The following is an 18559-nucleotide window of genomic DNA, read 5'->3' on the forward strand; positions in this document are numbered from 1 at the left end:
CCCGGGAGCCGCGCCGCGGCGCAGAGCAGGGGGTCGCATGACCCAGACGGCCAGGCCCGCCTTTGACGACCCTGTCTATCTCGCCAGGTTGCGGCGCGACCTGTTGCGCTTTGCGCGCCTCCAGTTACGCGACGCGGCCGCCGCGGAAGACGCCGTCCAGGAAGCGCTCGCAGCAGCCTGGACTCAGGCCGACCGGTTTGCCGCGCAATCTGAACACAAGACGTGGGTGTTCGGCATCCTGCGTCACAAACTCGTCGATTCGCTGCGTGCGCGCAAACGCACCGTTAGCTTGTCCGAGCTGGACGCCGAACTCGAGGATGAAGCGTTGCTGGACCGCGAATTGTTCAAGGACAACGGTCACTGGTCGCGCGAGGCCAAGCCGCGCCCCTGGCCGTCGCCGGAGACCGCGTTACGTCAACAGCAATTCTGGACGCTGTTCGAGATGTGTCTTGAACATCTACCCGAGCAGATTGGGCGTGTGTTCATGATGCGCGAATTCCTCGACCTCGAGACCGATGAAATCTGCACCGAACTGCAGATGACCGCAAATCACTGCAGTGTTCTGATCTACCGCGCACGTCTGCGATTGCGCACCTGCTTGAGCGAAAAGGGTCTTTCCAGAGAGGATGCGAATGGGGAAATGTAAAGACATCACGCGCCTGCTTTCGGACGCGCTCGACCGCCCGCTAACCGCCGGCGAATGGATCGCGGTCGGGCTGCATTTGCCGACATGCAGCGGCTGCCGCAACTATCGCAAGCACATTGGCCTCCTGCGCGCGGCGGCCCGCGAAGCGAGCGGTCTTGACCAGTCCGGGGAGGTCCGCTCGGACGACTGACAGCTTCGCTTGTCCGCTTGTTCGTCAAGCGTTGCGGGGAGCAGTTTCCAGCGGCAAGTCACCTTGCGGACGGCTTGCTAACGCTCGCCAGGCGGTATGGCGCCGTATTGCTGGAGCAACGCTGCGTGCGAAGCTTGATCAATCTCCGCGCGATGATGCTCGCTGTTAGCGGGATGTTTTGCGAGCATTGCGCGCGGACGAATCGGTCGGCGCTCAAAGTTACCACCGCAATTCGGACACACATTGCCGAGCACGTTCAACGCGCAACCTGCGCAAAACGTGCATTCGTAGGTGCAGATCATGGCATCAGCAGCGTTCGGCGGGAGTAGTTTGCCGCAGGCTTCGCACGACGGTCTCAGTTCTAGCATCAAAGGCTCCGGGTCAAGAAAAGGGAATGCGCGTTGCGTTGTTGTCGCGTCCTCCGATATTGGACGTGGACGATGTGAGCGGGCACGGGCCGACGCTTATGCCACCGGCCATCTCATGTCAGTACGCCCCACAGTACGAGTGTCAGCGCAAGGCCAACCACCGAGACAATGGTCTGCAAAATCGACCAGACGAACACCGTCTGCTTCAATTGCAGACCGAAGTATTCCCGCACCATCCAGAATCCCGCGTCATTCACGTGGCAGAAAAACACCGAACCCGCGCCGATGGCGAGTGCCATAAGGGAATTATGTGTCGGGCTCAGACCGCTCACGACCGGCGCGACGATCCCGGCCGTCGTCGTGGTGGCGACGGTGGCTGAGCCAGTGGCCTGACGCAACGCCACCGCGATCAGCCAGGCGAGCAAGATCAACGGTAGATGCGTTCCGACCGCGATCTTGCCGACGGTCGTGCTGATTCCGGCCACCACCAGAGCCTGCTTGAGGCCACCGCCCGCGCCGATGGTCAGGAGCAGCGCGGCGATTGGTGGAAGACTTTTGCGCAAAATACCGCCGACCCGCTCCCGAGGCATGCCGCGCGACCAGCCCAGCACGACCACAGCGAACAGCACCGTGAGGCCGAGCGCGACCAATGGTTCGCCAAGGAAATTGAGTGCGTCGAACAGAAAGGTTTCAGGCTTGAGCAGCAGTTTGGCCACAGTGCGGCCCAGCATCAGGATCACCGGTAACAGGATCGTGATGAGGGAAATCGCAAAGCCGGGAGGTTCGGCCGCACCCGGCTGGGCAGTGAACAGCTTGCCCATTTCCTCCGGCTCAGATACCTGCATACGCTTGGATAGCCAGATCCCATAAAGCGGTCCGGCGAGAATCACCGCCGGAATCGCGATGATCAGACCGAGTCCGAGCGTCAAGCCGAGATCAGCATGCAATGCGCTCACGGCGATCAGAGGACCGGGGTGCGGCGGCAGTAGCGCGTGCAAAGTCGTCATGCCGGCCAGCGCGGGAATCGCGATACGCAGAATGGGTTGTTTCGAGCGCCGTGCCATCACGAAGATGATCGGCACCATCATCACGAGGCCGACCTCGAAGAACAGCGGCAAGCCGATGATGATCGCCACTAGCGCCATCATCCAGGGCAGCAGGCGCGGGGTGGAGTGATCGAGAATCGTCGATACCAACCGGTCCGCCGCGCCGGACTCGGCCATCAGCGCGCCGAGCATCGCGCCCAACGCGATGATGATGCCCACGTCGCCAAACAGAGCACCGGCACCTTTGCTGAACGCGCTGGCCACGGCTTCAAGCGGCAGGCCAGCGGCAAAACCCGCGGCAAACGTGCCGACCAGAATGGACAGGAACGGCGCGAGCTTCAGTACGCTGATGAAGAAAATAATCAGCGCGAGACCCAGCAAGCACGAAATGATCAGTTGGGTGTCATGGGATGACCATGGAGCGAGCGTTGTCGTCAGATGCACGATGTCCCTTTTGTGTTGATTGATTCAATCGAGCCTGAGCAGCGAATGACGGCGATTGTAGCGGGCGATGACAGAGGGACGCCGGGGAAATCGCGCACGCGCTGCGGTGGTGTTTCGCTCCGGGCTTCAGTGGATCGGGGCGGGCATAGGTCGGTTGATCGGCCTACGCAAACAGCGCTTTAATGCGCTCCGGCGGACGCCCGATTACCGCCCGCCCCTCGCGCACGACGATCGGACGCTGCATCAGCACAGGATGAGTTGCGATTGCTTCGTATAACTGATCGTCGGACAGGCCAGGGTTGCTCAGCCCGAGCTCTTCATAGGCCGCTTCTGTGTCACGCAACGTGTCGCGGACCGAACAGCCCAGCATGCTGTTCAGCGTCTTCAGTTGCGCAACCGATAGCGGTTGCTTGAGATATTCGATGATTTGTACCGGTTCATTCGCAACGTTGTAGGTCTTGGCGAGCAACTCGCATGCATCTCGGGATTTGGAGCAACGGGGGTTGTGGTAGATGGTGATCATGGCGGTGGATGTGGCGCTCAGGGACGGTGGTGGGTGGGGTATGAATTTTAGCGGCCGTTATGGATGGGTGCGGGGCGCGTTCGCTGAGGGGGCTTTTTATCGAAGAGCGGGCGCCCAAGGATTTGGGCTCGTGAGGACGGCGATCCAATGCGGAGGCGGCACTGATCGACGACGCCTGGGACGTGGGGTAAGGGCGTGGGCCCTGGCGAGTCCGAAGCATCTGGATTGCTTATGCGCATAAAGACGGCAACTGCCGCGCGCTTTAAAGCGAAGACGGCTGGCGGACCCGCGATTCAACGCCTTCAGCCTCTACCTCTAGACAGACAGTCAAATTGCCATCGTGGCACCTGATCGTTGATGCGTGATGGGGGCTGGCCGTGAAGCTTCGACTACGCGCTACGTGCGCCTTCAATGGCCACATCTTCTCGACCCAACATGTACGCATACAACCTCTGTTCCAGCAAGGCTGCCCCGCGCGACAACTGTTTCGTTCCACGCCCCCATCCGCAAACATCGCCAGACAAAACCACCCACCACCCAAACCAAACGTCGTTTATGCGCATAAACCTCTGCCGAACGGCTAACGCGTCGTACGTTGACGACAAAAAGATTGAAATGAAAATTCATCAAGGTAAAATCCATCAGCGTCTAAAAAGAGGAGGTGAAGATTGGCAGCAGAAATCATCGCGGTAACTCAGCAGAAGGGTGGAGTCGGGAAAAGCACTATCGCGATGCACCTTGGCGCTGCCTTTCACGAAAAGGGGAAACGCGTCCTCGTCGTTGACGCCGACGGACAAAACACCTTGGTACATTGGGCGAGTGCATCATCGGACGCCGAATCTGGTATCCCCTTTCCTGTCGTCAATCTCTCCGAGTTCGGTGGCCAGATCCACCGTGAGATCAAGAAGTTCGTGGCGGACTACGACATCATCGTCGTCGACTGCCCTCCGTCCATTACGGAAAAGGTCTCCGGTGTCGTGTTGCTCGCTGCAACGGTCGCCATCATTCCAACTTCATCTTCCCCCGCGGATTATTGGTCCAGCGTCGGCCTCGTCAAACTCGTCCAGCAAGCCCAAGTGATGAACGAGGACCTGCGGGCGGTCTTTTTGCTGAACAAGACCGAAGAGAAGCGGATGTTGACCCGTGAACTCAAACGCGCGCTCGAGGAACTCGGTTTTCCGTTGCTCAAAACCCAGATCCCGACCCGCGAAGCCTATAAGCAGGCCATGGCACTTGGCCAAACCGTTCTGCAAATGAACGACCGCGGCGCCAAGCTCGCCGCCCTAGAAGTACGCGCGTGCGCCGATGAAATCGCCGCCTTGCTCCCCTGAATTTATGCGCATAAAGGACACGAATGAAACCCTCCCAATTCGCCAAAGGCTTTCAAGCACGTCCCGACACGACAAGCAGCGAAAAGCGAACCGCCCTCGACCGTCTCAACGCAATCGACGGCCTGGTAAAGAATGCCCCCAAGGCTGGCGAACTGGCAGCACGCTCCTTCCAGCCAGTTTCGACATCGGCGGCCGCCGAAGTCGACCCAGCAGAAAGCCTGCACGAATCGCCAGCGTATCGCGCATGGCGTATCGAATTTGGATATCGGTCCGGGCAGGTCATCGAGCTACCGCTCAAGGTCATCAAAGCCAGCCCGTTCAACCCGCGGCACTTCTATTTGAAGTCGTCCATCGCTGAACTCGCGGTCAATCTGGCCAAGCAGGGACAACAGCAGGCGATTCATGTAATCCCTGACTACGACAATCCCGGCACGTACTTCGTAAGCGATGGCGGTCGGCGCGTACGAGCGTTGAAAGAGGCGAACAAGGAGTCGGTGAAGGCGATCGTAATCGATCTGCCGATCGGCATCGAGAGCTACAAGCTCGGCTACGACCTGAACGTTCAACGTGACTCACAAACGGTCTTCGACAATGCCATCGTATGGAAACGCTTTTTGGACGACAAACACTTCCAGAGCCAGAAAGAGCTAGCCGAACACCTCGGGCTTGATGAATCGACGGTCGCGGTTGCCTTGTCGATTGCGAAGCTGCCCGAAGTGGTCATGCATGAAATGGTCGCGCGTACCGATCGCTTTGGCTCGAACATGGCGTATCAGGTCGGCCGGTACCACAGCGCTCGCGGGTCTGACGCCACACTGCGCCTGATCAACAAGATTCTCTCGGACGATCTGAGTACGCGACAGGTTGCAGACATCGTCAAAGGCAGAGCGACAGCTCAGGAAAGCGCCAAGCCGGCCGGACGACAACGCTATGCGCAGCGTCTCGAGATCAAGCTGGACGGTGTATCGGTGGGGGATTTGAAGTCCTACGGGGACGATCGCATCGAGCTTCGGCTGAAGGGCCTGTCGAAAGACAAGCGCGACGACATCCTGAGGCAGATCGAGCAGATGTTGTTGCCGAAGTAAGCATTCGATGGGGCGTCGCTACACGACGCCCCGTTTTGAAGTACGCGCTCAGGCAGCGCGCGACTGGCTCAAGGTGAAGGCGAGCAGATCGCCATCAGTCGGGTCACCCCACGTTTTGCGGGCAAGCCAGTCGAAGAATGCCGTCTCAGCCAGCTTGGAATCGAGGCCACGGCGACGCCAGTCGTCACGCATATGCGCACCCAGATCCGGCAACTCGTCCTGTTCGAATGACTGACGTGCCAAGTCCCGTTCCGAGTCACCTTGTTCGTCGTACAGCGCCCGCGCTTCCTTCCGACGGTACGCCGAATACTCGCCCAACAGACGCGCCTTGAGGTCGTCGGCCGGCGCCGCAGCGCCCGACTTGCTGGCACTACCCGATGGCAGCGCTTCGACCGGAGGCGCATAGCCCTTTTTCAGCGCGTCCTTGAATAGCGCCGGCGCACTGCGTACGGGCGGCAACGACGTGCTGCGCATACGCTGTTCAGTCATCTGCAAAGCCGCGCGAATGCGATTTTCCTCACTGTCGGCATAAAGCGTCTGGGCCTCTTTTAGCGGAATTCCGATCTTGACCATCCTGTCGACCAGCGTGCTGTCGAACACGTTCGGATGCTCGTCAAGCGCCAACATGGGCTGCTTGCGCTCGGTCACGCGAAACTGGATTTCAGCGACGCGCCGCCCCTCCCGATGCTCAATCAGCTCGACAAAGATGTTGGTCACCGCGTTCACCTCGGCAATAGCCGGGCGCAGATAATCACGCTTGAAGTATTTGTATTCGCGCTTTGCCTCGTCACCGGCCTCAGTGTCGGGCGTTCCGGAGAGGATAGGGCGCCACCATTCCCACGACTCGCGCATGGTCAGGTGACTCGGATTCGTCAGATAACGCACGCAAATCTCGTACAGCGCGAGGCCCGCACTGCTGCGCAACTGGCTCTGGAACTGCAGGCTCAACCGCGCGTATTGCACAGGATCGAGCAGTTTCTTCTTGATCTTGGGGGCGAACGAAAACTCGACCCAGACGCGTCGGGTGGTCGGGTCTTCGAGAATTTCCGCGTCGGCGATAAGGGTTGAAATACCCCATTTTCGACCGGGCTTCTGGCTCGACGTCCCGGTGCTCCATTCAACCTGCACCGACACCATACGCCGCAGGTGTTCCTTTACGAGCGCGGTATCGTTTGAGTCGAACGCCGAGTTGGCTACGATATCCGAAAGCAGCGCCCGGTACGTGTCGCCAGACTCGTCAGCTTGCTGGGCGACGGCCAGCAGCACATTAAATAGCTTTCGGGTGAGAAGGGTGATCTTGCCGCTCTTGGGCTGAATGGCAATCGCCTCGACGGCTTTTCGCAATTCGGCGGAGCTCGGGCTCACCACATCAGTCTTCTTCGCGCGCTTCGTGGCCATGCGTCGGGTCGAGGAGGGATTTGGCGAGAGCATACCGGCTGCGGTGAAGCACGTCTATAGCGCGCGTCTCACCATTCCCGGTGAAGTGCGCTCAGGAATCTCGGCTCACCTCGGTCTGCTCCCGAAAACGCTCACCTCTACCGTTTTACACCAGGTTCCGGCCATCGTTGCGCGCTGCGGGATCCAGAAAAATGCCCTGGTTTTGACCCTGGGATGAAAGGGAGGCTTCTGTTCCCGTATCGGCTCACCTATAAAAAGTCGCAATCTCGCGACAAAAAATGGCGCTGCTGTTCGGCGTGCATCCACCATTCGTCACTGAGAACATAAGAAACGAGCACTCACTGGCGCGGAGATAGAAGGGCGCCGCATGATCGAGGCTTGATTTCCTCTGGCAGGGTATCGATCCGCCGCGCGATACGGGTCGCGGAGGGCGGGCCAGTTGTCGTGGTCACGAAGGGCCCGTCCATGGAAATGTGCTGCAGCTTGCGGATTGGACGAACCGCCTGCGACACACCCGTAGCATTCGTAGTCCCTTCCTCCTTCCTGTGCGCCGTGTGACCCCCGGCCCGCCATCACCGCCACGTAAGACGCATGCACCACGCGGACCGGTGCCGCTTCTACGGCACCATTTGAGACGAACCTCGCACGGGCTCGGCCATGCGCAAGCGATCATCAAACGATCTTGCCGGAGTAACCCTGCATGACAGGGACAAGCGACCCGTCGGCTGGAATGATGTCGTGACAGCCGCCCACGCCGATATCTCCGCCTGGAAGCCTGAAGCATGGGCGCCGCGTTCGCGCACTAGAGTCTGGATCCGGTTAGCGGCATGCCGGCCGGTCTCATCCACCTGCTGCAACCAAAGGTGGGGTGCGTCTGCCATCGTCGCCTCACCCTACCTCGCTGCATCACCATGGTCCCGAAAAGCCTCACCTTTAACTTCCCTGGAGCCGCGAAAACACGCCTTCCATGCCGGCGGACCCTCAAATTCGACACTCAAACGCTCCTGAAAAGCCTCACCTTTGCCCGAATTCGACCACGCCAGTGCGGCAGTGCAACGACCGTGCTCGGCTCCCGAAAAACCTCACCCGTCCCTGACAAGAGAAAAATTCTCACTTATTTCAAGTACTTATAGAAAACACGTCGAGCATTACTTCAACTATTAAGGTCCCGAAAAATCTCACCTTTACGATTTCAGCCCGGTTTCTCTTTGTTCGTCCAGTCAAACTGGGTGTTCCCGAAAAGCCTCACCATTCAAGATTTGGCCGTTGGATAAACGAACTCACTAACCAAGTGTGGCGTGGGGTTTCCCGTAAGTAACCGCAAACTTCCTCCCGAATCGTCTCACCGCAGGCGATTTTCGACTGATGATTAGGTCCCGAAAAACCTCACCTTTGGCGCGAATTTCGATGTTTCACCCCCTTTGGCAAGTCCTCTGCGACGCTTCCCGAATAACCTCACCTTTGGAAATTTACCGGCATCTGGCCAACCTCGGAGGCCCTATTACTCGCCGAACACCTCTCCTTGCTCCCGAAAAACCTCACCTTAGACTGTCGACTGCACAATAATCGGGCATAAATGCATGCCGCCCCCTGAAAAGCCTCACTTTGGATATCCGTTTTCTCCCGCTTTGCCTCACCGAAGGGTTTTTGCGCCCCTGATTTACGCCCAAAACAAGGCTCGCGACCCTTCCCGAAAGCCCTCACCTAGCTGTGCCAGCCTCGCTCGCGTATTTTTTACGTCCGGGCGGGCCGCCCGACCAATCAGGTCCTGCAAAACCTCACCTTTGCACTGTGGCAACTTTTTAACCTTCTCCTGAACCCGCTCACTTACTGTCCTGCACCTCCTCACCCACGTCCCCGAACCCCATCACTTGACGATCCCGCATGCCCTCACCACGACTCCCGTAAAGCTTCACCTGATCGGCCGCAAACCCTTGCCTGGTAAGGATCTGCCGTGGCGTTAACGTTTTTAACTAGGGTTCAAGGGTGTTTACTTTTATTACTCTCAAGACTTTGACCCGCGCGTCCTCCCGATACCCTCTAAACCAAGCTGCCATTCCGCTTCGTGAAACAGTCGTGACACGCAGAAAAATCACAAAAAAGCTTTTCTTTACAAGCGCTTATTGACTATTCTTCGTTTTGTTTCACGGAAGCCAGCAGCACGGGAATGGATACTTCGACCAACAGCGCCAGATTTTGCCTCTTCGGCCTATAAATCCTCCTGCCCCTATAAAGTTGTAGCAAATACTACGTAAATTGTTATGATTTGCCGAATCCAAGTCCTAGAGAGGTAAAAATGAATCTGGACGACGAACGCCAGGCCATTCGGCAGGAACTCGAATCGATGCGGGAAAGCGGCGCGCGCAGACAAGAACTGTCGCACCACGCTTGCAAACGGCTATTTTTCGATCTTGGCATCCGGCCATCCATGGCTGCGGTGCGTGACTTGACCCAAACGGGAAGCGCAAGCGATATCCCCAAGGACATCGATAGTTTCTGGGAGCGAATTCGGGGCGCATCGCGTGTGCGCGTGGGCACCGGATCGATCCCAAAAGCACTCGAAGACCGAGCCGGCGAGTTGCTGGGGGCGATGTTTGAAGAGGCTGTCGCTTATGCGCGATCAAGTCTCGACGTTGAGCGAGTGGAACTGCACGCCCAAGCGAGCGCTGCGGAACGCGAAGTACGCGAGGCGGAAATCCGCCGACAGGCCTCAGAGGATGCCGTCAGCCGTAGCGAGGCTCGAGCCGATGCCGCTTGGGAGCGCGTTCGCGTACTTGAAGCAGAACTGGCGCTGGCCAATTCAAACGGCGCTGTCCATCAGGATAGTCTGCAGGCCAGCGTGCGCCGCCTCGACTCAGAAAACGAAACGCTTCGCAAACGCCTCGATACGGAGCAGTCCACTAACGCCGCTTTGCGGGACCGCATTGACGCGCTTCATATAGAAATGCGCCATAGCACCGAGCACTATGCTCAACAGATCAAGGATGCTGTCGCCGAGGCCGAGCGCCGGGTTAAGCCGATGTTGGTCGAACTCGATTCCTTGCGCACTATGGCGGCGACCTATCAATCGGGTCTGCGCGATACAAGTCGCAAGGAATTTGAATTCATTCAACAGGTCGCTGCCGCCAAGGCCCGTGGCGACAGGTTAGACGCACAAGTGCGCGAGCAATCTGACGAACTCGACGCGCTGGCCGTTGAGCTTGCAACACTGCGCGCGCAACAGGGGATCGATCCGGCCATCGCCAGTCTGCTCGGTGATCTCGCGAAAACCGGCCGCTTGAGCGTTGATGAGATGGCGGCTATCGGTACGCTCGCGGACGGTCACGTCATCTTGCCGCAACGTTGTCCCAAATGTGAGGAGGGTGAGCCCGAATTGTCCCAGGTCGATCACCGCTACGAACTGCAGTGCCCGGAGTGCGAGCACTCCTCGGGTCCCGGACACTCTCGGCTCGAGGCAGTCACGCGGTTTTTGTCGGCAAACACGGTTCCTACCGTGGCCTAGGCTTGCCGGAACTCACCGGCGAGACGCGAACCAAGATCTAAAGGTGAGCGAATTCGGGAGCTCAACGGTGAGTCGATACAGGACGTTTTTCACACTTTGGTTAGCCTGAACGACCGCGCTGCGCGCCTGTCCGCGGTGGCGGCGCGGCGGGATCAGGTTCACTGAAAATGGGAGTTTCCTGCTGCTCGGACCACGTCTGCCACGCGCGGTGCAGCCGGCTCGCCGAAACCGGTTGCGCAAATCCAAGCCATTGACCGACCTGCTCCGGGTCGACACCCGTTTCGAACAGATCCGCGGCGAATGTGTTGCGCAGGGTCTGCGGGCTCGCGCGCGATTCGCGCGAAACCGCGAAACCGGCGACTTCGATCAGCGCATCGACCGAACGGAGCATGGTCGCCTTATGCATCGGCCGACCGGACGGCGACGCGGGAAATAGCAGGTTGCCGGCCAGTTCTGAAAGACGCCGTTCCGCGAGCCATGCATCGAGAATCGCCACCGCAAAACGGCGAGAGCCGCGTGCGGCGCGTCAGCGTGGGATTCGGCGACTCGATTGTCACCCACGGCGAACCCACCGAGACGCAACTAACCGTTAATGCCCTTGCTTCGCCGGTTTTCAGACCTGCGCCCAGAAATACCGCTATCAATGCGCGATCACGCCGTTCTCTCCAGCGCTGAGCCGCGGACAAATCGGAAACGGGTGAGAACAGATGCGCGATCAGCGACGCGCGCTCGCCGTTCGTCAGAAAGCCGGTGGGTTCGTTGTCGCGAGCATTGCGCCAGGCAGCTTCGCCATCCTGGGCGATAAAGCGGGCGGGGTTCGTCGATGCCGATTCGATTTCGCGCACGTGATCCAGCACCCGTTCGATAAGCCGTAAATAGCGGACCCGTTGTGGCTTTCGGATGGCGAGTCCCGCAACGAAGTCGGCAATGGCTTGTGTATCGACAGAACTCAGATTTTTTTGTTTGACGGCGAGCCAATCGAGAAATAGCCCCCACTGCGCTTGATAAACTTCCGCCGAAGAACGCCGAAAGTTTTGTTTGGCGAGCCACGCATCAAACGCGATACGCGGATCCCGGCGCCAGTCTTCGCGTACTTGATCGAACAGATCAGTTGCGGGAGCGGGATGGTCGGCGGAGCCGGGTTCGGTGGGTGGAAGCATTGCATGTCTATCCGTTAGTTGCGTCTAATTGTAGGTCAGATGCCCGCGATTCGATAGCGCTTCGAGGACTCAGGCCTTCGTCAAAAGAGACCATCGCGAACCACCGATCCCCAACGCAGACGTGACCCGCGCCGGATCGACGACTTCGGCCAGAGCAATCCTACGCGCGCCCCGTGTGCCTACCCTCCCCACGCCCTCGCTCGCCGCAGCCCGACAGTTTTGGGTCCCGATGCGGCCGCCGCACGATGGGCCTGTTCGTAGACCGAAATTGCAAACGCGAATACCGGCGGCAAAGCGTTCGACGCGCCAAAATCCACCGGATCGTCGGTCTCTGGATAGGGCAGCGCGTCGGGCCGCAAGAAGAGTGTCAGCATGTGCTCGTCATGGCGACTTGCAAAACCGAGGTCAGCCAACGCCTCCGCCTCGATTGCGTGCAATAGCCGCCAGGTTAGAGGAACTTGCTGAACGATATAGCGTGAAGCGATATCGCGTACGATGTGTTCGAGATCGCGTGCGGCGCTCTGGAAGCGTAGCGCGGCCAAGCCATGATCGGCATGGCCGGTTGTCAGTTGGTGCATGTTTGGCTCCGGTCTGTCTGCGTATACTGTACAAACATACAGTATCGGACGCAACCAGGCCAAACGGCTAACGGCGTCGGCGTCCCGCCAATCTGTTCCGCACGCGCCGCCCCCGCCACTCGAGGTGTGGCTCAGCCGTGAATTACCACCAGCAGCGCCTTCGCTTCGCTCTTGCCCGCGTTGCGGATCGCATGCGGTTCGTCAGCGACATAACGTGCGGTATCTGCCGCTTTCAGACGCTTGGTCGTCCCGGCCGCCTCAATTTCAATCGAGCCGTGCAGTACGGTCAGATGTTCGCGCGTGCCGGGCTCGTGGGCGTTCGACACCAGCGCCCCACCCGCCTGCAAAGTCAGTTCGTACCATTCGAACTTGCCCGCCAGTTCAATCGGCCCCCACACGCGCAACTGGTATTTGGCGTCGTGACCACTTAGCGTCGGAATGTCGTGCGGTCCAGAAACGGCGATCGCCTCCGGCGCCTTCTGCTGCGCGAATAACGAATCGAGACTGACACCTAGCGCGTTGGTGAGCCGCCAGGCGACAGCGATAGTCGGATTAGCCTTGTCACGTTCGATTTCCGAGAGCATCGACTTCGACACCCCCGCCGCGCGGGACAGGTCGTCGAGCGTCATTCGGCGCTCGCTACGGAGCCGCTGAATCTGCTCGCCCACCCGCGGTGGTGCCGCGACGGTTTGCGCTAGAGTGGGTACGGCGCTGGCCGAAGCGCGCCGGGTTCCCGAACTTGCCATTTTCTTGCCCATCGTTTAGAGTTGTTCGACATACCGAACTTAAGTTCGGAAAAGCGGAAATATTCGATAAAGCTGACAACCGACTATACAGCCGGGCGCTTCGACAAACAATCACGGCCGCGCGGTGTGAGCCACATTCAGGAGTCTGACGTATGCGTGAACCCTATCTCGCCCATCTGCGCAGCACGCTCGAGCAGATTCGCGCCGACGGCTTCTACAAGACCGAGCGAGTGATCGCCAGCCCGCAATCTGCCGACATAAAGCTCGCGAACGGCGTGGACGTGCTGAATTTCTGCGCCAATAACTATCTGGGTCTCGCTGATGATGCGCGCCTGATCGAAGCCGCCAAAGACGGGCTTGAGCGCGACGGCTTCGGCATGGCTTCGGTGCGTTTCATCTGCGGCACGCAGACGGTGCACAAGGATCTGGAGCGGGCGCTCGCCGCGTTCTTGCAAACCGACGACTGCATCCTCTACTCCAGTTGTTTCGACGCAAACGGTGGTCTGTTCGAAACCTTGCTCGACGACGCTGACGCAATCATCAGCGACGAGTTGAATCACGCGAGCATCATCGACGGCGTGCGGCTCTCGAAAGCAAAGCGCTATCGTTACAAGAACAACGATCTTGCCGACCTCGAAGCGAAGCTGAAAGAGGCCGACGCCGCAGGCGCGCGCTTCAAGCTGATCGCGACCGACGGCGTCTTTTCAATGGACGGCATCATCGCCGACCTCGCCGGCATCTGCGATCTGGCGGATCGTTACGGCGCCCTCGTGATGGTGGACGACTCGCATGCGGTCGGCTTCATCGGCGAGCATGGCCGCGGCACGCCGGAGCAATGCGGCGTGCTCTCGCGCGTCGACATCATTACCGGCACGCTCGGCAAGGCACTGGGCGGCGCCTCCGGTGGTTATGTGGCGGCTCGCAAGGAAATTGTCGAACTGTTGCGCCAACGCTCGCGTCCCTATCTGTTTTCCAACACGCTAACGCCGAGCATCGCCGCCGCGTCGCTGAAAGTACTTGAATTGCTTGCGAGCGAAGAAGGCGCCGCGTTGCGTGAGCGCGTTCGTGCGAACGGCGCGCGTTTCCGAAGCGCAATGAGTGCACTCGGCTTCACGCTCGTCCCCGGCGAACATCCCATCATTCCCGTGATGTTGGGCGATGCGCAACTCGCATCGCGCATGGCCGATGCGCTGCTGAAGGAAGGTGTCTACGTGATCGGTTTCTCGTTCCCGGTGGTGCCCAAAGGGCGGGCGCGCATTCGTACGCAGATGAGTGCGGCGCACACGCCTGAACAGATTGACCGTGCGGTGGATGCATTTGCACGCGTTGGCCGTTCGCTCGGCATCATCTAGAACCCGGAGTCGATAATGAAAGCACTGGCAAAACTCGAACGCGCACCGGGTCTGACGATGACGGATGTGCCGAAACCGGAAGTCGGCCACAACGACGTGATGATCCGCATCAAGCGCACGGCGATTTGCGGCACGGACATTCACATCTGGAAATGGGACGATTGGGCGCAAAAGACCATCCCTGTACCGATGCATGTCGGCCACGAATATGTCGGCGAAATCGTCGAAATGGGCCAGGAGGTACGCGGCTTTGCGATTGGCGACCGGGTATCGGGCGAAGGTCACATCACCTGTGGATTCTGTCGAAACTGTCGTGCGGGACGCCGTCACTTGTGCCGCAACACAGTGGGCGTGGGCGTCAATCGTGAAGGTGCATTCGCCGAGTATCTGGTGATCCCGGCCTTCAATGCCTTCAAGATTCCGCCGGAGATCTCTGATGATCTCGCTGCGATTTTCGACCCGTTCGGCAACGCGACGCATACGGCCCTGTCGTTCAACCTGGTCGGGGAGGATGTGCTGATTACCGGCGCCGGTCCCATTGGCATCATGGCCGTGGCGATTGCGAAACACGTCGGCGCACGCAACGTCGTGATTACCGATGTCAACGACTATCGCCTCGAACTCGCTCGCAAGATGGGCGCGACGCGTGCAGTGAACGTGTCGCGCGAGTCGCTGCGCGATGTGATGGCTGATCTGCACATGACCGAAGGGTTCGATGTGGGCCTCGAAATGTCAGGTGTGCCAAGTGCATTCACCAGCCTGCTCGAAGCAATGAATCATGGTGGCAAGGTGGCGCTGCTCGGCATTCCTCCCGCTCAAACTGCGATCGACTGGAATCAGGTGATCTTCAAGGGGCTGGAAATCAAGGGTATTTATGGCCGCGAGATGTTCGAGACCTGGTACAAGATGGTCGCCATGCTGCAAAGCGGACTGGATCTGTCGCCGATCCTGACGCACCGTTTCCCCGTCGACGATTACAAAAACGCGTTTGCCGCGATGCTGTCCGGCGAAAGCGGCAAGGTGATTCTCGACTGGACTGTCTGATAGGGGCTGCCGTCTCTACTCAGTCGGGCCGTGGGTAACACTTCTGCCAGTACACCCCGGCGCGTGATCACGCCGCCGGGGACTCACCCGCCGAGCCATTACAACTCGGGCTTTGCGTGATGCTAGCTATTCTCCCGCCGGTGGCCGGTCAAATTCGGCCTGTATGCGCACGTGGACATCGTCACCCACGGCCGGATACCACGTCCCCAAGCCGAACTTCGATCGGCTGAAACTGCCCTCCGCCGAAAAGCCCAGCGTGTCCTGCTTCGTCAACGGGTCGGGACCGAAGCCATTGAACTTGACGTCCAGCGTCACCGGTTGCGTGGCGCCGCGAATCGTCAGATTGCCGGTGAGCTTGCCGCTCGCATCGCCGGTTCGCTCAAAGCTCGTACTCACGAATCGGATCTGCGGATAGCGTTGCACATCGAACATATTGTCACTCTTGACCATCTTGTCCAGCAACGGCACGTTGGTGTCGACGCTATCCGCATCGATCGTCACCGCAACCGAACTCTTGTCCATACCACCGGCATTCCAGTCGAGTTGGCCAGTTGCACGGTCGAAACGCATCGTAAAGCGTGAATACTTCAGATGATCGACATCGAACACGATGCTCCAGTGATGCGGATCAAGCGTGTATTGCCCCGCTGGCACGCGTGCTTCCGACTGACTGACCGAGTGCGTGACGACTTGCAGCGGTGTGCACGCGGCGGCCATCCCAAGCGCAGCGATACATAACGTTAGCGCGATGAGTGTGCGCGCAGCGTCCTTCTTCATTGCATTCCCCTGATTCGTGCCTGATCACAATAGCGCAAAGGCCGCTGGCAGCGGCGCTTTTAGACCAAATCCCACCGTCCTGTTAAGGTGAACGCGCCCGGCGCTCCGAATATTCCCCAAACAAAATATTTCTTGACCGGGTGGAATGATCGTTCTACCCTTCTTTCATGGCTACTTCCCCTGAATCCACCAGTCCGGGCACCGCACGCGAGCGCCTGCTCGAGGCGGCCGAATCGTTGATCTACGCCGGTGGCATCCACGCAACGGGCGTCGATGCAATCGTCCGGCAGTCCGGCACGGCGCGCAAAAGTTTTTACACGCACTTTGAATCGAAGGACGCGCTCGTTGCCGCAGCGCTCGAGCGCCGCGACGAACGCTGGATGAACTGGTTTATCGAAGGCACATTGCACCGTGGCGCGAATCCGCGCACGCGTCTGCTTGCCATGTTTGCCGTGTTACATGAATGGTTTGCATCCGAGGATTTTCACGGGTGCGCGTTTCTCAACGCGTCTGGCGAGATTGCCGCAGCGGACGATCCGATCCGCGTGGTGGCGCGCGAACACAAAGAGCGCCTGCTGGCCTTCGTGCGGGCGCAATGTGATGAGTACATGGCTGCGTTTGGCGCAGATGGCCAATCTGCGGCAACGCTCGCACGGCAGTGGCTGATCCTGATAGACGGCGCCATTGGTGTCGCGCTGGTCAGCGGCGAACCCGACGCGGCACTAGACGCATGCGCCGCAGCTGAACAATTGCTTGAAGCTGAATCCGCAAGACCTCGCGCGCCGTCGCGGCGTGCCCACACCTGAACCAAGGAGCAACCGACCATGAGCGATCCTGTCGAAACCCGCCCGCCGCTTCCACCCTTCACACGCGAAACTGCGATTCAAAAAGTGCGCGCCGCCGAAGATGGCTGGAACACGCGCGACCCCGAGCGCGTGTCGCTTGCTTATACGCCGCAGAGCGTGTGGCGCAACCGTGCGGAGTTCGTCACGGGTCGGGCGGAGATCGTTGGACTGTTGAGCCGCAAGTGGGCCAAGGAACTCGATTACCGTCTGATCAAGGAACTGTGGGCATTCACCGACAATCGCATCGCCGTGCGTTTTGCGTATGAGTGGCACGATGACTCCGGCAACTGGTTCCGCTCCTACGGCAACGAAAACTGGGAATTCGACGAGCATGGTCTGATGGCGCACCGTCATGCGAGCATCAACGACTTGCCGATCCGCGAAGCCGACCGCCTGTACCGCTGGCCGTTGGGGCGCCGTCCCGACGATCATCCGGGGCTGTCCGACCTCGGTCTTTAGTCCACGTCATACTCGCTCGCCCGAAGCGTCACTCGGGCCATCCGTCTCCCTCCACGTGAACGGGCGTTGAGCGTTCACCGATCTGCCATTGCTTTTCCGCTATTGTGCTGTTTCGAAAGGGCCGCGCAGAACCCGTGCCCGCCTTTCCGAGTGCGGCTTCAATATTGTCCGTGTGGGTTTGAGGTACAGTGCCCGACGGACGACAAACCAGACTGAAGCCGACAATAACCTGCACATTCAATACACCGGCGCTCGACCGGTGACGGAGAAGACATGCATTTCCGGCAGACGAGAGACAACATCCGACGCGCGCTGGTCGCGCTCGCCACCGGGCTTGTGGCAGCGTCAAGCGCGCACGCGGCTGATTGGTGCGGGGGCGGTATATGGGTCGACGCGATGCTCGGCTCGTACCACATCCATCCAGACAAGGATTTCGAGCAGTTCAATCCCGGCGTCGGTGTCGAGTGCTGGTTGAACAACCAATGGGCGTTGACGGCAGGCGGTTTTCGCAATTCGTTGCGCCGGCCTTCTTACTACGGTGGCGGTGTCTGGGCGCCGGAATTCGCGCACTGGGGATTCGTGCGCCTCGCGGTGATGGGCGGCATCATATCCGGCTATAACTACGGCGACTGGGGCTTGGGCAGAAATCACACCGTGGGGCCGGTCGCCGCGCCGATCCTGATGTTCGACTACAAGCGTGTAGGCGCGAACATCATTGTGATCCCACCTATTCCTTCCGACGATCTTCCATTCACGCTTGGGTTTCAGGTCAAGTTCAAGTTTTGAGAGCTTCCGTCGCGGCACAAAAAAGTTCTGACTTTGCGTAAGCGCACGGAAAATGACAATAAAGTCCCCCCGATTTTCTGGGCTAGGCGGGAGCAGAGGAGATTCACGGTGATACATTGAATCTGGACTGTTTCACCGTAAAGAAGCTTTGGGGATAGGTGAGTACTTCCAGGATGGTGAGGACTTCCAGGAGACATCATCGGAGGCGAGCGAATTGAACCAACGAGCAAGCCTTGGAATTCACTCTTTTTGCGTTAACTCCCCGAAGCTTCTCACACT

General features: G+C 59.2%; 17 protein-coding genes and 1 pseudogene. 10 read left to right on the plus strand and 8 right to left on the minus strand.

Going from position 1 to position 18559, the window contains the following annotated elements:
* Positions 1-37 precede the first annotated feature (37 nt).
* Both WCA85_RS19600 and WCA85_RS19605 read left to right on the plus strand, forming a co-directional pair.
* Positions 38-646: an RNA polymerase factor sigma-70 gene (locus WCA85_RS19600; RefSeq protein ID WP_424066565.1), complete on the plus strand. Its 609-nt coding sequence runs from the start codon at positions 38-40 to the stop codon at positions 644-646.
* Complete coding sequence (locus tag WCA85_RS19605) at positions 633-836, plus strand: zf-HC2 domain-containing protein (protein WP_424066538.1); 204 nt, start codon at positions 633-635, stop codon at positions 834-836. Before WCA85_RS19600 ends, WCA85_RS19605 begins: the two co-directional genes overlap by 14 nt.
* Positions 837-913: 77 nt before the next feature.
* Here the strand turns inward: WCA85_RS19605 and WCA85_RS19610 are convergent, their stop codons facing one another.
* The 3 genes from WCA85_RS19610 to arsC form a co-directional block, all read right to left on the minus strand.
* Positions 914-1204: a DUF1272 domain-containing protein gene (locus tag WCA85_RS19610; protein ID WP_424066539.1), complete on the minus strand. Its 291-nt coding sequence runs from the start codon at positions 1202-1204 to the stop codon at positions 914-916.
* A gap of 113 nt (positions 1205-1317) precedes the next feature.
* A complete protein-coding gene (locus WCA85_RS19615; protein WP_424066540.1) occupies positions 1318-2694 on the minus strand; it encodes a gluconate:H+ symporter in 1377 nt (458 codons plus the stop codon).
* Between the two features lie 163 nt (positions 2695-2857).
* Entirely contained in the window at positions 2858-3217 is a 360-nt protein-coding gene (gene arsC, locus WCA85_RS19620; protein ID WP_424066541.1) for an arsenate reductase (glutaredoxin), read from the minus strand.
* Between the two features lie 668 nt (positions 3218-3885).
* Between arsC and parA the strand changes: the two genes are divergently transcribed.
* Both parA and WCA85_RS19630 read left to right on the plus strand, forming a co-directional pair.
* A complete protein-coding gene (gene parA / locus WCA85_RS19625) occupies positions 3886-4548 on the plus strand; it encodes a ParA family partition ATPase (protein ID WP_424066542.1) in 663 nt (220 codons plus the stop codon).
* Positions 4549-4571: 23 nt separating this feature from the next.
* The gene (locus WCA85_RS19630) at positions 4572-5633 is read left to right on the plus strand and encodes a ParB/RepB/Spo0J family partition protein (RefSeq protein WP_424066543.1); all 1062 of its coding nucleotides are present in this window, start codon (positions 4572-4574) and stop codon (positions 5631-5633) included.
* A 48-nt stretch (positions 5634-5681) separates the two neighbouring features.
* Here the strand turns inward: WCA85_RS19630 and WCA85_RS19635 are convergent, their stop codons facing one another.
* A complete protein-coding gene (locus WCA85_RS19635; protein ID WP_424066544.1) occupies positions 5682-7031 on the minus strand; it encodes a replication initiation protein in 1350 nt (449 codons plus the stop codon).
* A gap of 2296 nt (positions 7032-9327) precedes the next feature.
* Here WCA85_RS19635 and WCA85_RS19640 point away from each other — a divergent pair.
* Positions 9328-10533, plus strand: coding sequence for a DNA-binding protein (locus WCA85_RS19640; RefSeq protein ID WP_424066545.1), 1206 nt, complete (start codon positions 9328-9330; stop codon positions 10531-10533).
* 100 nt (positions 10534-10633) lie between these two features.
* On the opposite strand, the pseudogene WCA85_RS19645 reads toward WCA85_RS19640, so the two are convergent.
* From WCA85_RS19645 to WCA85_RS19655, 3 genes and pseudogenes are all read right to left on the minus strand, one after another.
* Positions 10634-11693: pseudogene (locus WCA85_RS19645) on the minus strand (tyrosine-type recombinase/integrase).
* Positions 11694-11872: 179 nt separating this feature from the next.
* Complete coding sequence (locus tag WCA85_RS19650) at positions 11873-12271, minus strand: DUF2471 family protein (protein ID WP_424066546.1); 399 nt, start codon at positions 12269-12271, stop codon at positions 11873-11875.
* 131 nt (positions 12272-12402) lie between these two features.
* Entirely contained in the window at positions 12403-13029 is a 627-nt protein-coding gene (locus WCA85_RS19655) for a helix-turn-helix domain-containing protein (RefSeq protein ID WP_424066547.1), read from the minus strand.
* A 140-nt stretch (positions 13030-13169) separates the two neighbouring features.
* On the opposite strand from WCA85_RS19655, the gene WCA85_RS19660 reads away from it, so the two are divergent.
* Positions 13170-14369 carry a glycine C-acetyltransferase gene (locus tag WCA85_RS19660; protein ID WP_424066548.1) on the plus strand — a complete coding sequence of 400 codons (1200 nt, stop codon included), beginning with the start codon at positions 13170-13172 and terminating at the stop codon, positions 14367-14369.
* A 15-nt stretch (positions 14370-14384) separates the two neighbouring features.
* Entirely contained in the window at positions 14385-15413 is a 1029-nt protein-coding gene (tdh, locus tag WCA85_RS19665; RefSeq protein WP_424066549.1) for an L-threonine 3-dehydrogenase, read from the plus strand.
* A 126-nt stretch (positions 15414-15539) separates the two neighbouring features.
* Here the strand turns inward: tdh and WCA85_RS19670 are convergent, their stop codons facing one another.
* The gene (locus WCA85_RS19670; protein WP_424066550.1) at positions 15540-16190 is read right to left on the minus strand and encodes a YceI family protein; all 651 of its coding nucleotides are present in this window, start codon (positions 16188-16190) and stop codon (positions 15540-15542) included.
* Positions 16191-16357: 167 nt separating this feature from the next.
* Here WCA85_RS19670 and WCA85_RS19675 point away from each other — a divergent pair, with 167 nt between their 5' ends.
* The 3 genes from WCA85_RS19675 (at position 16358) to WCA85_RS19685 (ending at position 18280) form a co-directional block, all read left to right on the plus strand.
* Positions 16358-16996, plus strand: a complete 639-nt coding sequence (locus WCA85_RS19675) for a TetR/AcrR family transcriptional regulator (RefSeq protein ID WP_424066551.1) — start codon at positions 16358-16360, stop codon at positions 16994-16996.
* Between the two features lie 18 nt (positions 16997-17014).
* Positions 17015-17494, plus strand: coding sequence for a DUF1348 family protein (locus WCA85_RS19680; protein WP_424066552.1), 480 nt, complete (start codon positions 17015-17017; stop codon positions 17492-17494).
* A 273-nt stretch (positions 17495-17767) separates the two neighbouring features.
* Entirely contained in the window at positions 17768-18280 is a 513-nt protein-coding gene (locus tag WCA85_RS19685; RefSeq protein ID WP_424066553.1) for a hypothetical protein, read from the plus strand.
* Positions 18281-18559: the final 279 nt, after the last annotated feature.

This window comes from Paraburkholderia sp. (assembly GCF_049581445.1).
Classification (GTDB): Bacteria; Pseudomonadota; Gammaproteobacteria; order Burkholderiales; family Burkholderiaceae; genus Paraburkholderia.

Excerpts from the sequence above, each read along its gene's own strand:
- WCA85_RS19655 (WP_424066547.1), bottom strand. The coding sequence starts at position 13,029 with ATGGGCAAGAAAATGGCAAGTTCGGGAACCCGGCGCGCTTCGGCCAGC.
- WCA85_RS19610 (WP_424066539.1), bottom strand. The coding sequence starts at position 1,204 with ATGCTAGAACTGAGACCGTCGTGCGAAGCCTGCGGCAAACTACTCCCG.
- WCA85_RS19675 (WP_424066551.1), top strand. The coding sequence starts at position 16,358 with ATGGCTACTTCCCCTGAATCCACCAGTCCGGGCACCGCACGCGAGCGC.
- arsC (WP_424066541.1), bottom strand. The coding sequence starts at position 3,217 with ATGATCACCATCTACCACAACCCCCGTTGCTCCAAATCCCGAGATGCA.
- tdh (WP_424066549.1), top strand. The coding sequence starts at position 14,385 with ATGAAAGCACTGGCAAAACTCGAACGCGCACCGGGTCTGACGATGACG.
- WCA85_RS19635 (WP_424066544.1), bottom strand. The coding sequence starts at position 7,031 with ATGGCCACGAAGCGCGCGAAGAAGACTGATGTGGTGAGCCCGAGCTCC.
- WCA85_RS19670 (WP_424066550.1), bottom strand. The coding sequence starts at position 16,190 with ATGAAGAAGGACGCTGCGCGCACACTCATCGCGCTAACGTTATGTATC.
- WCA85_RS19680 (WP_424066552.1), top strand. The coding sequence starts at position 17,015 with ATGAGCGATCCTGTCGAAACCCGCCCGCCGCTTCCACCCTTCACACGC.
- WCA85_RS19685 (WP_424066553.1), top strand. The coding sequence starts at position 17,768 with ATGCATTTCCGGCAGACGAGAGACAACATCCGACGCGCGCTGGTCGCG.
- WCA85_RS19650 (WP_424066546.1), bottom strand. The coding sequence starts at position 12,271 with ATGCACCAACTGACAACCGGCCATGCCGATCATGGCTTGGCCGCGCTA.
- WCA85_RS19630 (WP_424066543.1), top strand. The coding sequence starts at position 4,572 with ATGAAACCCTCCCAATTCGCCAAAGGCTTTCAAGCACGTCCCGACACG.
- WCA85_RS19660 (WP_424066548.1), top strand. The coding sequence starts at position 13,170 with ATGCGTGAACCCTATCTCGCCCATCTGCGCAGCACGCTCGAGCAGATT.
- WCA85_RS19640 (WP_424066545.1), top strand. The coding sequence starts at position 9,328 with ATGAATCTGGACGACGAACGCCAGGCCATTCGGCAGGAACTCGAATCG.
- WCA85_RS19605 (WP_424066538.1), top strand. The coding sequence starts at position 633 with ATGGGGAAATGTAAAGACATCACGCGCCTGCTTTCGGACGCGCTCGAC.
- WCA85_RS19600 (WP_424066565.1), top strand. The coding sequence starts at position 38 with ATGACCCAGACGGCCAGGCCCGCCTTTGACGACCCTGTCTATCTCGCC.